The following is a 13,186-nucleotide window of genomic DNA, read 5'->3' as shown; positions in this document are numbered from 1 at the left end:
GCCACGTGACTGCCATCGTATCGACGCTGGTCCGGCTGTCGTCAAGGCGATGGAGTAAGGCTTTTCATGCAACCCGCAGGTGACGAAGTATTTGGCACGGTTCCGCTTAGGGCGGATAAGGGCCTTTACCATTTTCTTCTTCGCCAACTCGGCCAGCTTCTTAACGCTCGTTCCGGGCAGGCAATCTATTTCGATTCAGCGAGCCGACCTCATTACCTCAGCTTCTTCCGCACACCAAAGGAAGTGCGTTCACTCTACAAGAGCCACTATTATAAGATCTGCCCAATGCGCGAATACTGGAGCGCTTGCCGAGAGAGAAACATTGTCGATTTGAATCACGTTAAGTGCAACATTAAATACGACAGAAGATATTTTGTCGAATTCTATAGGAAGAGTGGGCATAAGGACGAGATCGCCTTTTTTTTGCCGGTCGGGCAGACGAGCTTCATTGGTATTTTTCTTGAAAGTCCTGAACTCTATAGCCATAGCAAGTTCGATAATTTCAAGACCGTTTCACCATTCGTCTTCGAAATGCATCAGCGTGAAATCGACCACCTCACCGAGGCAGTGGATAATGTGGATCCCGGAACCCGGAGTAACGACTACGTCATCTTCGACAGGATGGGTGAGCCGGTTGTATGGAGCGACGGCCTGTTCCCGACAAAGCTTTCCACCTTTATGGGAATGGACCTTCTGCGCAACACCATGAGCGCCTCACCCTGGTCGGGTGAGATCGGCGATGCGGGATACTGTGAGGTTACTCAGCTTCCAGAAACCTTCTCCGTTGCGCCCGGCGGTTATATCTGCCGGCGGATCGACAATTGGTCGGCGGGGTCCGCCAACCCTTTAGAGGAGGTCATCGCTTGCTTGGTCCGGGTGCACGGCCTTACCCTCAAGGAATGCCGGATTATCGAACTGCTGCTTTTGGGGGACGGCAACGAGCAGATCGCCCAGAAGCTCAGCCTGTCCAACAATACGATCAAGACGCACAAGAAAAACATCTACCGGAAGCTGGACATCACCTCGGAGCGGGAACTGCTGGCCTATGTCTTCCGCTACCTTTCCGCCTTTGGGAGGCGGAGAACGAATTCCGCTCATACCTGAGCGAGAGCCCGATCCGGGCAGGGCTTCACGTTCCGCCGAGGAACTACATCTCGGCTCAAGCTTTTCCTTTCCAGGGAACGAATTTGCGCTGCGCCGCACGGATTGCCAGTTCGAAGGCCACCGCGATGATACCGATGATGATGATACCGAGCACAACGGCATCTGTCTCCAGATAGTTGGAGGCCGTCAACACCATATGACCGAGACCGGATGTGGCGGCTACCATTTCGCCCGCCACCAGCGTCGACCAGGCGACGCCGAGACCGATGCGCAGGCCCGATATGATTTCCGGCAATGCGGCCGGCAAGACCACGTGCAAAAGCACCTGTACCTTTCGCGCGCCCATCGAAAGTGCCGCGTGTTTCATCTCGTTGGGGACAGAGGCGACGCCCGCCCGCGTACTAATGATGATGGGTGCCAGCGCAGCCACGCCAATCAGAACCGACTTTGCCAGAAAGCCGATACCGAACCAGACGATAATTAGCGGTAAGTAGGCAAGTGGCGGCAGTGGCCGGTAGAACTCGACGACCGGGTCGGCCATCCCGCGTACGATCCGACTATGCTCCATCGCGACACCCAGCGGAACTCCGATCGCTGCCGCGCCCAGGAAGGAGATCGTCACAAGCCTGACGCTCGACACGATATGCCCGAACAGCGTGCTTCCCGCATATTCAGAATGAAGCATAGTGAGAAATCGCCTGAACACTGCTCCGGGTGGGGGTAGCAAAACGGGATTGATCAGTCCCAGCCTGGTCGTCAGGTACCAGACTGCGAGCAGGAACAGGGTTGTATAGATGGCGAACGGATTAGTCTTCTTCATCATCATCAAGGTGCCTTCCGCCTTCTCCGAATTCTGCTTGCGCCGTCGATTCCCGGGCGACAGTACGTCATCGCGTCGTCGCCCTGACGATGTCGAGTACGTTTTCGCGCATTTCGATGAACTCGGTGCTCGATTTTACCGCCCGCGCATCCCGCGTCTCGAGATAGGTACGGCCGAAATCGAGCCTGAATTGCTGAACGATCCGGCCTGGCCTTGGCGACATGACGATGAGCTGTGTGGCCATGAAGACAGCCTCCTCCACACTGTGGGTAATCATGAAGATGAGCTTGTGCGAGCGCGCCCACAAATCGAGAATCAGCACCTGCATCTCTTCGCGCGTGAACTCATCAAGCGCGCCGAGCGGTTCGTCCATCAGCATCATGACGGGATCGCATGTCAGTGCGCGGGCGAGCCCGACACGTTGCTGCATCCCGCCGGACAGCTCGTAGATCGGCGAGCAGGCAAAATCGGCAAGACCGACGAGGGCGAGATTGCGCCGGGCGATTTCCCGCCTGGCATCGCGCGGTACGCCCGTGAGCTTCAGGCCGAGTTCCACATTGTGGAGCACATTGAGCCAGGGCATGAGCGCATTTCGCTGGAAAACGACGCCGCGATCGGCCCCCGGACTGGTTACGGGCTTTCCGCCAACACGGATTTCGCCGCTTGTCGGATGGAGAAAGCCCGCGATCAGATTGAGGAGTGAGGTCTTACCGCAGCCCGACGCTCCGAGGACCACGATGAATTCCTGCGCCTCGGCTTCCAGTGACACATCTCGGAGGGCGATGATGGGTGGCCTTCCGGCCACCCGGTATTCGAGACTCATATGTCTGACCGACAATCCGGTCATCCCAACATCGATCATGGCCGCTATCCACTCTCCGTATTATTCGCCGGCTGCGGCCCGCGCATAGGTATCGTTCACGGCCTTCTTGAAATCCACGTCGGCGGCCGAAACGATCCCCTGATCCTTGAGGAACTTCGCGGTCAGGCCGAGCCAGGAGGCCACCCGCCCCCCCTCGCCGCCGCCCAGCCAGTCGGAAGAGATTTCTTCCTTTGCCGTCAGGAATGTATAATTCTTCAACTGCGCGGGGATATCGGCCGGATTGACGCCGACCAGGTTAGACAGGCAGTCGGAATGGGCCTTGTCACTGGCCCATTTCTCGGGATCCTGCCTGTATTCGCCGTTGATGCGGCTCATTTCCTTCAGGTACTTGGTGAGGAAATCGCCGTTCTCGCTCGCGAACACCTTGTTGGCGATCAGCACGTCAAAGATCGCCTCACCCCATCCGGCAAGCTGGCCTGAATCGACGAGTTGATGGCCGTTATCCCGGATTATGTTGGTCAGGATCGGATCCCAAACATAGCTCGCGTCGATATACCCACGTTTCCAGGCAGCAACGATCTGGGGCGGTGTCATGTTGAGGATTTCGACATCCGACGGGCTGATCCCGAAATTCTTCAGCGCCACAAGCAGATGATAATGGCTGGTCGAGCCGAAGGGAGTGGCGATTTTCTTGCCCTTGAGATCCTGGGGACCGACGATTCCACGGTCGGAGCGGCCCACCAGCGCTTCGCCGGCAACCGTGTATTCGGCCATCCAAATCACTTCGACGTCGAGGCCCTTGCTGATGGCCGAAGCCGCAGGCGGCGAGCCGAGCGAGGAAAAGTCGACTGCTCCGGATGCGAGCGCGCTCAGGATAGCCGCGCCCGAATCGAACTTCTGGAAATTGACCTTGACCCCAGTCGCTTTCTCGAACGAACCGTCGCAGATACCGGTGATATAGGGCGCGACGATTGGCACCCAGCCAACAGTCACCTCAGCGTCAGCAGCGATGGCATTCGAGGCTAATGACGACAGTCCCACAGCAACGAGTATTTTCACAAGATTCATAGTGATCCCCTTCTTTTCATATTGGCCTAACTCATTCAGTTTCGCTACACTGGCTATTGCACAGCCTTGCCTTCCGAACCCCGCTGGGATTTTCGAGGGTTTTCGGCCATTCTCATTGAAGATGTAGCTGGCTACTCGCCCCGCATCCGGAATGGTCGTCATGGTGTTTCCTCGCAATTCGAAGTTCGGCAGGGCGGCGGTTAAACTGACCCGTTTCCGATACCCGTTCATCTTCGCTTGAAGAATTCTGACGGCGATCCAGCCCTCGGGAGCCGGTCAAACCCAAAATTCCTCTAGGTCTTGCGCTAGGTGCAGTTCGCCGGAAAAATCGGCCCTGACCTCAGTTTCGATGATCGGCAGGAATCCCGGGTCCATCCTTCGGAAATGGGTCAATATGAGGCGTTTCACCCCGGCCTGGGTGGCGATCTTCCCCACTGTGTCCGAAGACGCGAGCGCATTCCTGATCACGTGTTTCGAAAAGGCGTCGAGAGCCCGTGAGGTAGGCATCCAGCAGCATTGGACGTGAAGGTCTGAGCCAGCGGCAAGGCGAAGCACGCCGGGGCACTCGATCGTATCCCCGCTGATGGAAACGACCTTGCCCTCAGCTTCTACCCGGTAGCCGAGGCAAGTCCAGCGTTGTCGGAATGCGTCCAAGAATGGAAGGTCGTCACCGTGGCGAACCTGTTCTGCATAGACCCGTATCTCGCCATCGTCGTAGACCTTCCCGGCACTGACATCGGTCACTTCGGGAGTGATGAAGTCGCCGCAGCCGCCCTCGGCCACCCGGAACTCGATGTCCTTGTCATAGACTTTGCCGAGGATGGTCTCGACGATCGCGCCGGTCTCGGGAGGCCCGAAAACGGAAACGGGTGTTGTCCTCCCCTCCATCCAGCTCGAGATGATGAGTTCGGCGAGTTCGCCGATATGGTCGTAGTGATGGTGGGTGATGAAGACTCTGTCGATCGCGGTGATCGGGATATCCATCCTGGCAAGACTGGAAAGCGTCCCGCGCCCGACATCGAAAAGCAGCCGGCGCCCGTTCACCTCCACCATCGTGCAAGCGCAACTCCTATGGGAGTCGGGAAGCGGCGTTCCTGTTCCAACTGTTGTCACCTTCATGTTTTCTCCCGAGCTTGCGGATGCTGGTAGCTCCTTTCCCGGCAAGGAGAAAGTGCACCATGAGCCTCAGGCTAGACGTAAGGTCTCAAAATGGCGATTCACCCCTACGGGTGATCGACGCTCCTTTGCCGCGGAGCAAGGCACGTTCTGGCTTAACGACGGCTCGCATTTCCGACTGAGGCCGTTCATCCCATGCTGCTCAGCGGAGCTGTCACGTTGTCCGTGGCTTAACGGTTGACGGATGACCGGACGTGATGAGCGCGACGAGCAGGCCCGCGGCGCTGGCGCTATGCCTGGCGACGACCTCATAGGTAGGGTTGCCGTCATAGGCTCCATCGGCCGTGAACTGGTCGATCGGCATCTCAATCTGGTCGAGTAGCGGCTCCACCTGTGAGGCGTCGCCGGCATCCTGATCGGTCATGACATGTGCGACGATGTCGCCGCTGTCGGCATCCAGCGCCAGGTGCAGCTTGCGCCAGCCCCGACGAGATTTGAGACCATGCTTTTCCTCCAGCCATTGGCCAGCGCCGTAAACTTGCAACCCTGTGCTGTCGATGAGGACATGGATGGGCCCTTTTGCCGGCACACAACCACGATCATCTTGCCGCCTGTCCGGCGATCGCCGCTTGCCGTCCCCGACGGCTCAGCGTCGAGTGATCGGGAGCCGCTAGACCCAAGCCCATCAGCTGCAGCACCGAAGCCAGAAAGTCTTCCGTCTGGCGCAGCCTCAGGCCGAACATAAGTTCCAGCGTCAGAGCGCTCTCGATCGCCAGATCGGAATAACGCGGCTGGCCACCGCGTGTCGTGCGCTTTGGCGCCGGCCAGGACGACAGGCCTCTGGCGTCATCCACAGGGTCAGTCTACCACGCTGACGAAGACCAGCCTCGTATTGAGACCAGTTCGTGACCTTGAACTTCATCCTTGTCGATATGATGACGACGGCAGGCGTTGTGTTTGAAAGGCATAATCCGTCAGCTGGGTTGTTTCCACCCGAGCCGACTACGTCACCGCTGATGAATGATCCGTGCACCAACGCTTTGCTCCGCGCCAAAAGAGCGTCGATCACCCGTAGGGGTGAATCGCCATTTGAGACCTTACGTCTAGCCTGAGGCTCATGGTGCACTTTCTCCTTGCCGGGATAAGGAGCTACCAGCATCCGCAAGCTCGGGAGAAAACATGAAGGTGACAACAGTTGGAACAGGAACGCCCCTTCCCGACTCCCATAGGAGTTGCGCTTGCACGATGGCGGAGGTGAACGGGCGCCGGCTGCTTTTCGATGTCGGGCGCGGGACGCTTTCCAGTCTTGCCAGGATGAACATCCCGATCACCGCGATCGACAGAGTCTTCATCACCCACCATCACTACGACCATATCGGCGAACTCGCCGAACTCATCATCTCGGGCTGGACGGAGGGGAGGACAACAGAGCCGACCGGCAATGTCGCAGCGCACTGTGACGTTCCCCACTCTATTGCCGTGCGGTCCGCTCGCCTCGAAAGGAGTTCTGGTATCGATCAACCAGCCGGCGTTCTGCGTAACCTCACGCCGTTGGTACGGCGCGCATGACCGAACCCACGCCGATGCGGCGTGCTGGCACGGCAGAGGATGTCGCCGGCGGCATTCGGTTTCTGTGCGGCGACGACGCCCAATTCATCACCGGGCACATTCTCAACATCGGCGGCGGCTGGCTTGCCGCACGCGTTTCCCCATATGGGCGGCGACCGAGAAATTAATACGAAGGAAATAGAATGTCACCTGTTGCGATTCATGACCTAGCCAAAATGTCTGCTTCGGCACGCACGGAGCTCCTGGAGCGGACGGAAGCCGATTTGGCCGACACCATCAAGAAGGTCGAGCCGATCATCGCTGCGGTTCGGGAAAGGGGTGACATCGCTCTCATCGACCTTGCCGCGCGTTTTGACGGCGTGGTGCTCGACCGCGAGTCGTTAAGGATTTCATCCGATCAAATCGCGAACGCCGAAAAGGAACTTGATCCCGAGATCGTCAATGCGATCAGGCTTTCGGTGCAGCAGGTCACACGTTTCCATTTGGCCCAAATGCCCGAGATGTTGTGGCTAAGCGAGCAAACCGAAGGCGCACTGATCGGCGACCGATGGACATCCATCGATTCAGTGGCCTGTTACGTGCCACGCGGCAAAGGTTTTTTCCCATCGAGTGCAATCATGACGGCAGTGCCGGCGAAGGTCGCCGGGGTGGGGAGGGTGGTTATTGTTACTCCGCCTGGACCGGACGGATCGGCTGACGCCGCCACACGCTTCATAGCTTCCCTGATAGGTGTAGATGAAATCTATCTATGCGGCGGGGCCCAAGCAGTGGCCGCGGTGGCTTTTGGCACTGAGACAGTGCCAAAATGCGCGAAGATGGTTGGTCCAGGCAGCCCATGGGTCAGTGCGGCTCGCCAGCTTCTTTCGAACCGGATCGATCCAGGTAGCCCGGCTGGTCCGAGCGAATTGCTTGTCTATGCGGACAATTCGGTTCCGGCTGCTCTTGCAGCGCTTGAACTCACTGTTGAATCTGAACACGGCCCTGACTCATCGGCCTTCGTCGTAACAGCCGACCGCGCACTGGCAGAAGCTATCGCGGCCGCCGTGCCCGAGCTTTGGTCGACGATGGGTGCCTACCGCGCGGATTTCTCCCGCACGGTGTTGGGCGGTCAAAATGGCGGGATCGTGCTGGCGCCTTCGATCGAGGCCGCGTTCGATTTCATCAACGACTATGCTGCCGAACACCTGGCGGTCCTGTCGACCTCCGCCTTCGAATTGCTGCCCCGGATCAGAAATGCAGGCGAAATTCTGATAGGGCCGCATTCGGCGATATCGATCGCAAACTTTGTGCTTGGGCCTAGCCATGTCTTACCGACTGGTGGCCGGGCCAACACTGCATCGCCGCTGTCGGTGTTTGATTTCATGAAACGCTCTTCGATAGCCTATCTCTCACAAGCGGCCTATCACCGCCTAGCTCCTGCCGCTCGCATCTTCGCTGGCTACGAGGGTTTTGCGGCGCATGCGAATTCGGTGTCCGAAGTACGCGACCGTATCCTGTCGAACAGCAGCCCCTCCACCGGTCCATAAGCGAGACGGCGATGACGACACACAGGCATCGTCATGTCTGGATGGCGCCCCCGCAGCGCGTGCTGTTGTCGTTTCTGCCGGGGAGGGAAAGGCAGTTGTCACCGCAAGGGATCAGCATGTTCGCCATGTATTAGCGTTCGCGCATGGGTCGCGGGACGAACGACTGTTCGGTCTTTGACGCAGCCGCTATGCGTTAGCGGTTTGGCCGCGGACGGATTTAGGGCGTGCACAAGCGAGCATGCGATTGAGAACGGCTCAGCCGATGGCAACTTCCGTCTGCTGTGCGCCGAAAGATCGAGCGCGCAGGCGGTGTCCTATGATCGATTTGTAGCGACCGATGGCGGTCTCGACCAGCGAACACTCGCCATAGCCAGTCGCAGCTTGCCAATTCATTCGGCCATGCGCCTTGATCGCCGCGATATGACAATTCCGCTGACTGGCAATCTCTGTATCCGAGCAGCCGATCGCGTTGGACCGAGGTGGAATGACGACGGCAGCATCGGCGCTGTGCCGACCCCATCAGTTTCAGAACCGATGCTAGCAAGCCCTCTATTTGGCGCAGTCGCAGGCCGAACACTGCTCCCAACGTCAGGGTGGTCTCGATTGCCAGATCGGAATAGCGCGGCTGGCCGCCGCGTGTTCTCCGCTTCGGTGCCTCCCAGGATGACAGCGCTTCTGCCGACACCTACAGCGTCAGGCTGCCCCGCTGGCGAAGACCGGCCTCATACTCCGGCCAGTTCGTCACCTTGAACTTCATCTTCCCAATGCGATGGCGGCGGGTGAGCGTGCCGAGAGGGCATTTTCTGCATGAATCATGTGGGGAATCCTATGAGCGACACGGTGAATCAGCCTCGGGCGTTTGAGATTTTGACTGCCGAACCGGTCAAGAAGCGACGCAAGCCACGCGATTGGTCAGATGATGAGAAGGCCCGGCTTGTAGCCGAGACGCTCCTGCCTGGTGCCAATGTGTCTGGGATCGCGCGTTCGGCCGGGGTTGACCCGTCGCAACTCTACGGCTGGCGTCGCAAGGCGCTTTCCTCGGGCGCGGTCACGCCCCTGCCGGGAGCGACGGGCAGCGAGGTCAGGTTCGCGCGTGTTGAACCGGTGGCGAGTCCCGTGGTGGAGATCGTCATCGGCGATATCCTGGTTCGTGCGGCCAGCGATGTTGCCCCCGAACACCTGGCGAAGGTTCTGCAGGCGGTTCGCCTGGCATGATCGGCTCGGGTGTTGTGGTCTACGTGTCCTGCCAACCCGTCGACTTCCGCAAGGGAGCCGCCTCCTTGATGGCGCTCGTGCGAGATGGCGGCCTCGACCCGTTCAACGGCGCTCTTTACGTCTTCCGATCGAAACGGGCGGATCGAGTTCGCATCGTCTGGTGGGATGGCTCAGGGGTCTGCCTCTATTCGAAAAGGCTCGAAGAGCAGACCTTCTACTGGCCGGGCATATCGGCGGCTCGGGTGCGTCTGGATCACTCGCAGCTCATGGCGCTTCTGGCTGGAATGGACTGGCGCAAAATCCGCCCAGCCAAAGTGCGACGGCCGTTGCTGACGGGCTGAGAGCGCCTGCGGCAAGATGAATCATGCCGCTGTAACCGTTGGGAAAACGGCTATTTTTATGCTCTAATCATCCCCATGGTATTGCCCGTTTCCGACCTGCCCGACGACGTCGATGCGCTCAAGGCCATGATCCTTGCGATGGCGCGGGAGCAGGCTGCAAACGAGGCCCGACTTGCCACCGCGACGGCCGAGATTGCCCGCCTGGAGGCTGTCGAGAAGAGCGCCAACGAGCGGATCACCAATCTCACATCGATCCTGAAGGTTCTGCAGCGCACCCAACATGGCACCCGTTCCGAGCGGCTGCGGCTTGGCGTCAACGATGAGCAGGTGTCCTTTGCTTTCGAGGAGGTGGAGACAGGCCTCTCCGCGATCCAGAGCGAGCTTGATCGTGCCGCCGGCGACAAGCTGAAACGAGCACCCCGGCCACGAAAGGGGTTTGCCGCCCATCTCGAACGCATCGAAGAAGTCATCGAGCCGGATATTCCCGACGATTGTGTTGGTCTGGAAAAGGTCCTGATCGGCGAAGACCGCTCCGAGCGACTGGATGTCGTGCCGCCGAAGTTCCGGGTCATCGTGACGCGCCGTCCCAAATATGCATTCCGAGGCCGCGATGGTGTGATCCAGGCAGCGGCACCGGCACACATCATCGAGAGCGGTTTGCCGTCAGAGCGGCTGCTCGCCTATATCGCTGTCTCCAAATACGCCGACGGTCTGCCGCCGTATCGGCAGGAGGCGATTTACCTGCGCGACGGCGTCGAGATCAGCCGATCGCTGATGGCCCAGTGGATGGGGTATCTTGGCTTCGAACTTCAGATATGCGCCGATTACATCCTCGAGCGCGTCAAGGCGGGCGAACGGGTCTTTGCCGACGAGACGACCTTGCCCACCCTTGCACCGGGAACAGGAAAGGCGACGAAAGCCTGGCTACGCGCGCCTGCCTAAACCAGATCACGGCTGCCAAGCCGTCTTTGATGGCTGATCCAAGGTATCTAAAGCTCGACACAGCCCTGCGAGGGGCAGGCCAATAATTTAGATATACAATGTATATCTAAATCGGCTATACTGATTTGAGAGGTAAAAGCCATGACCATAAAGACAGAAGTAGAATCTCGTACCAAGCCCGTCCAACTGCGTATTCGCAAGGACATCTCCGACCTGATCGATCGGGCAGCTGGCGCGCATGGAAAAACGCGTTCAGATTTCATGATTGATGCGGCGCGCCGTGCTGCCGAGGATGCGCTTCTTGACCAGACGCTAGTCCGCGTCGATCCCGAGAGTTTTCAGCATTATCTCGACGTGCTCGACCGACCGCCAAGCGGTGCAGGCTTCACCCGCCTGATGAATGCACCGAAGCCCTGGCAGTCGTAATGCTGTCTGCGCCCACGCTTCTGACCGAAGCGCACGATCTCGAACGCTTCGACAGCGGACACGACACCCTTGATGAATGGCTGCGCCGCCGTGCTCGCGCCAATCAAATCAGCGGTGCGTCCCGAACCTATGTCGTTTGTGAGGCAGCGCGTGTTGTCGGCTATTATTGCCTCTCGTCCGGTGGCATGGCCGCCAGCGATGCGCCGGGTTCGCTCCGCCGCAACATGCCGGACCCAATCCCCATGGCCATCCTTGGCCGTCTCGCCATCGATCGCGCCTGGCAAGGAAGAGGACTTGGCGCTGGGCTGCTGCAGGACGCTGTCTTACGCGCCGGACAGGCCGCGCACATCATGGGCATTCGCGGCATCCTTGTCCACGCGATTTCGGACGAAGCAAAAGCCTTCTATGAACAATATGGTTTCACCGCGTCGCCCAAACAACCCATGACGCTAGTCATGTCGCTTAAGCAGAGTTGAGCTCACCTTCAATGAATACCAAGACGCCACAAACGCTCTACCGGTTTCGTTGGCTGGATGCGAACACCTTCACCCGTGAGATGGATTCCCTTCATAACAGCTATCTTTATGCGCCGCCGTTTCACGCAATGAACGACCCGATGGAAGCCTTTTATGAGAACGGCAGCCCCGCAGACGGCCTAATCGACGCCATGTTCAAACCGGTCAGCAAGAGCACGAAAGACCTGTACAAGCTTCTCGAGAACATGATTGCGAATTTTGCTCTAGTCTCCTTTACCGGAACATACGAGGCTCTCCCGCTAATGGAATGGACCGGCTGCTCCCCCTGAGATGGTAGTCTGCACGGGCCACCATCACCAACTCGGAGAAGCAGCCATGGAGACGACTTCCTCACACACCTCTCTTGCTTCGATCGGCATCGACATTGGCAAGGAGGTCTTTCACATTGTCGGCTTCGGCACGGATGGACGGATTGCCTTCCGGCGGAAGATCAAGCGCCTGGCGCTTGTCGAGACATTCAGGAAGCTGCCGCCTTGCATCGTGGGTATGGAGGCTTGCCTCAGCGCCCATTTTGTCAGCCGGGCGCTGCGGCAATTGGGTCATACTCCTCGCATCATTCCGGCGATCTATGTGAAGCCCTTCCTGAAGGGGCAGAAGAACGACTACAATGATGCGGAAGCCATCGCGGAAGCTGCCCTGCGGCCCAACCTGCGAACCGTGCGGGAGAAGACGCAAGACCAGCTCGATCTGCAAGCCTGCCACAGAGTTCGTTCGCGCCTGATCTCTCGCCGCACGGCGACGATCAACCAAATTCGCGCCTTTCTCATCGAACAAGGCATTGCCGTCAGGGCGGGGTCCCGATCCCTGCGCAATTCGCTGTTGGAGATTTTGAGAAGTCGAAAGGACGAGATTTCCCAGAGGATGCACGACCTGATCATGGGCCTGCATGAAGATTGGCTCCGGCTCGACGAGCGCATTGAGGCGGTCACGCTCGAGATCGAGACGATCAGTCAGAATGAGGCAAACAGCCAGCGCCTGATGAGCATACCCGGTGTTGGACCACTGATTTCCACTGCTGTCGTCGCCGCGGTCGGCAGCGGCGAGGCTTTCGAGCGGGGACGTGACTTCGGTGCATGGTTGGGCTTGGTGCCTCGACAATACAGCACCGGCGGCCGTTCCATCCTGGGTGGGATTTCCAAGCGGGGAAGCAAATACCTCCGAACGCTGTTCATCCAGGCGGCCAAGGTCATCCTGATGCGACCGCACAATTGGGAACGGTTCAGCTTCGGGCCTTGGTTACGGAATGCTGCACCAAGAATGCATGCCAACAAGCTCGCCGTTGCGCTCGCCAACAAATTGGCACGCATTGCCTGGAGCGTGTTGCGCAACGAGACGCCGTTCGACTGCCATGTGACCATGAAAATATAGAGGAAATCCACAGTTCGCGAATGAGACACGACATGGAACGGATCAATAAACGCGCCCTGAGTCAGATGGCCCAAATGGTTGCTCGTCAATCTGTCCGCTAATGCGACCAAAAGCGCGTGCGTACTTCCAAAATGGCCACGGCTCAAAAGCCGATCAAACAGGCCGGATACATATCAGCGACTTCCGACGTTCATGCGAAACTCACTTGCGAAACGCGGCCGGTCCATACATTGAGCAGTAAGCGGTCAGCCGATGGCGTCGGGCTTGAAGTTCCATGGCATCAGGGCTTCGATGTCGGCGGCCGGCCAGCCTTGAGCGATGCGGCGTAGGGT

General features: G+C 58.6%; 14 protein-coding genes and 3 pseudogenes. 11 read left to right on the top strand and 6 right to left on the bottom strand.

The window, feature by feature from the left end:
• The first annotated feature begins 66 nt into the window (after positions 1–66).
• Positions 67–1,104 carry a helix-turn-helix transcriptional regulator gene (locus tag EV665_RS27650; protein WP_133036571.1) on the top strand — a complete coding sequence of 346 codons (1,038 nt, stop codon included), beginning with the start codon at positions 67–69 and terminating at the stop codon, positions 1,102–1,104.
• Between the two features lie 55 nt (positions 1,105–1,159).
• Here EV665_RS27650 and EV665_RS27645 read toward each other — a convergent pair whose 3' ends face one another.
• From EV665_RS27645 to EV665_RS27625, 5 genes and pseudogenes are all read right to left on the bottom strand, one after another.
• Positions 1,160–1,930: an ABC transporter permease subunit gene (locus EV665_RS27645; protein WP_133036570.1), complete on the bottom strand. Its 771-nt coding sequence runs from the start codon at positions 1,928–1,930 to the stop codon at positions 1,160–1,162.
• Positions 1,931–1,991: 61 nt separating this feature from the next.
• Positions 1,992–2,771, bottom strand: coding sequence for a taurine ABC transporter ATP-binding protein (locus EV665_RS27640; protein WP_133036595.1), 780 nt, complete (start codon positions 2,769–2,771; stop codon positions 1,992–1,994).
• Between the two features lie 36 nt (positions 2,772–2,807).
• Positions 2,808–3,977 (bottom strand): taurine ABC transporter substrate-binding protein, encoded by a 1,170-nt coding sequence (locus EV665_RS27635; RefSeq protein ID WP_162853179.1) that lies wholly within the window; start codon positions 3,975–3,977, stop codon positions 2,808–2,810.
• A 114-nt stretch (positions 3,978–4,091) separates the two neighbouring features.
• Positions 4,092–4,934: an MBL fold metallo-hydrolase gene (locus EV665_RS27630; protein ID WP_133036568.1), complete on the bottom strand. Its 843-nt coding sequence runs from the start codon at positions 4,932–4,934 to the stop codon at positions 4,092–4,094.
• A gap of 277 nt (positions 4,935–5,211) precedes the next feature.
• Positions 5,212–5,899: pseudogene (locus tag EV665_RS27625) on the bottom strand (IS5 family transposase); the annotation flags it as partial.
• Positions 5,900–6,110: 211 nt separating this feature from the next.
• Between EV665_RS27625 and EV665_RS27620 the strand changes: the two are divergent.
• The 3 genes from EV665_RS27620 to hisD are packed head-to-tail and all read left to right on the top strand — an operon-like array spanning position 6,111 to position 8,026.
• Positions 6,111–6,500 (top strand): MBL fold metallo-hydrolase, encoded by a 390-nt coding sequence (locus EV665_RS27620; RefSeq protein ID WP_133036567.1) that lies wholly within the window; start codon positions 6,111–6,113, stop codon positions 6,498–6,500.
• Positions 6,497–6,667, top strand: coding sequence for an SDR family oxidoreductase (locus tag EV665_RS27615; protein ID WP_133036566.1), 171 nt, complete (start codon positions 6,497–6,499; stop codon positions 6,665–6,667). The genes EV665_RS27620 and EV665_RS27615 overlap by 4 nt, the downstream gene beginning before the upstream one ends.
• Positions 6,668–6,682: 15 nt before the next feature.
• Positions 6,683–8,026: a histidinol dehydrogenase gene (gene hisD / locus EV665_RS27610; RefSeq protein ID WP_133036565.1), complete on the top strand. Its 1,344-nt coding sequence runs from the start codon at positions 6,683–6,685 to the stop codon at positions 8,024–8,026.
• 186 nt (positions 8,027–8,212) lie between these two features.
• Here hisD and EV665_RS27605 read toward each other — a convergent pair.
• A pseudogene (locus EV665_RS27605) lies at positions 8,213–8,826 on the bottom strand (transposase).
• A 28-nt stretch (positions 8,827–8,854) separates the two neighbouring features.
• Between EV665_RS27605 and EV665_RS27600 the strand changes: the two are divergent.
• From EV665_RS27600 to EV665_RS27570, 7 genes and pseudogenes are all read left to right on the top strand, one after another.
• Positions 8,855–9,241, top strand: coding sequence for a transposase (locus EV665_RS27600; RefSeq protein WP_133036564.1), 387 nt, complete (start codon positions 8,855–8,857; stop codon positions 9,239–9,241).
• Positions 9,238–9,582 (top strand): IS66 family insertion sequence element accessory protein TnpB, encoded by a 345-nt coding sequence (gene tnpB / locus EV665_RS27595; RefSeq protein WP_133036563.1) that lies wholly within the window; start codon positions 9,238–9,240, stop codon positions 9,580–9,582. Before EV665_RS27600 ends, tnpB begins: the two co-directional genes overlap by 4 nt.
• Positions 9,583–9,657: 75 nt before the next feature.
• Positions 9,658–10,521, top strand: a pseudogene (locus tag EV665_RS27590) (IS66 family transposase); the annotation flags it as partial.
• A gap of 144 nt (positions 10,522–10,665) precedes the next feature.
• Complete coding sequence (locus tag EV665_RS27585; protein ID WP_133036562.1) at positions 10,666–10,950, top strand: type II toxin-antitoxin system TacA family antitoxin; 285 nt, start codon at positions 10,666–10,668, stop codon at positions 10,948–10,950.
• Positions 10,950–11,426, top strand: coding sequence for a GNAT family N-acetyltransferase (locus EV665_RS27580; protein ID WP_133036561.1), 477 nt, complete (start codon positions 10,950–10,952; stop codon positions 11,424–11,426). The genes EV665_RS27585 and EV665_RS27580 overlap by 1 nt, the downstream gene beginning before the upstream one ends.
• An 11-nt stretch (positions 11,427–11,437) precedes the next feature.
• Complete coding sequence (locus EV665_RS27575; protein ID WP_133036560.1) at positions 11,438–11,755, top strand: hypothetical protein; 318 nt, start codon at positions 11,438–11,440, stop codon at positions 11,753–11,755.
• Positions 11,756–11,801: 46 nt separating this feature from the next.
• Positions 11,802–12,854, top strand: coding sequence for an IS110 family RNA-guided transposase (locus tag EV665_RS27570; RefSeq protein ID WP_133036559.1), 1,053 nt, complete (start codon positions 11,802–11,804; stop codon positions 12,852–12,854).
• The last annotated feature ends 332 nt before the right edge of the window (positions 12,855–13,186 follow it).

The organism is Shinella granuli (genome assembly GCF_004341885.1).
GTDB classification, from domain to species: domain Bacteria; phylum Pseudomonadota; class Alphaproteobacteria; order Rhizobiales; family Rhizobiaceae; genus Shinella; species Shinella granuli.
Note: the sequence above shows the minus strand (reverse complement) of the source record. Positions and strands in the feature narration are given on the sequence as shown.

Coding starts and splice junctions, on each gene's coding strand:
- tnpB (WP_133036563.1), top strand. CDS start 9,238: ATGATCGGCTCGGGTGTTGTGGTCTACGTGTCCTGCCAACCCGTCGAC.
- EV665_RS27635 (WP_162853179.1), bottom strand. CDS start 3,977: ATGACGACCATTCCGGATGCGGGGCGAGTAGCCAGCTACATCTTCAAT.
- EV665_RS27575 (WP_133036560.1), top strand. CDS start 11,438: ATGAATACCAAGACGCCACAAACGCTCTACCGGTTTCGTTGGCTGGAT.
- EV665_RS27585 (WP_133036562.1), top strand. CDS start 10,666: ATGACCATAAAGACAGAAGTAGAATCTCGTACCAAGCCCGTCCAACTG.
- EV665_RS27570 (WP_133036559.1), top strand. CDS start 11,802: ATGGAGACGACTTCCTCACACACCTCTCTTGCTTCGATCGGCATCGAC.
- EV665_RS27640 (WP_133036595.1), bottom strand. CDS start 2,771: ATGACCGGATTGTCGGTCAGACATATGAGTCTCGAATACCGGGTGGCC.
- EV665_RS27645 (WP_133036570.1), bottom strand. CDS start 1,930: ATGATGATGAAGAAGACTAATCCGTTCGCCATCTATACAACCCTGTTC.
- EV665_RS27650 (WP_133036571.1), top strand. CDS start 67: ATGCAACCCGCAGGTGACGAAGTATTTGGCACGGTTCCGCTTAGGGCG.
- hisD (WP_133036565.1), top strand. CDS start 6,683: ATGTCACCTGTTGCGATTCATGACCTAGCCAAAATGTCTGCTTCGGCA.
- EV665_RS27620 (WP_133036567.1), top strand. CDS start 6,111: ATGAAGGTGACAACAGTTGGAACAGGAACGCCCCTTCCCGACTCCCAT.
- EV665_RS27600 (WP_133036564.1), top strand. CDS start 8,855: ATGAGCGACACGGTGAATCAGCCTCGGGCGTTTGAGATTTTGACTGCC.
- EV665_RS27615 (WP_133036566.1), top strand. CDS start 6,497: ATGACCGAACCCACGCCGATGCGGCGTGCTGGCACGGCAGAGGATGTC.
- EV665_RS27630 (WP_133036568.1), bottom strand. CDS start 4,934: ATGAAGGTGACAACAGTTGGAACAGGAACGCCGCTTCCCGACTCCCAT.
- EV665_RS27580 (WP_133036561.1), top strand. CDS start 10,950: ATGCTGTCTGCGCCCACGCTTCTGACCGAAGCGCACGATCTCGAACGC.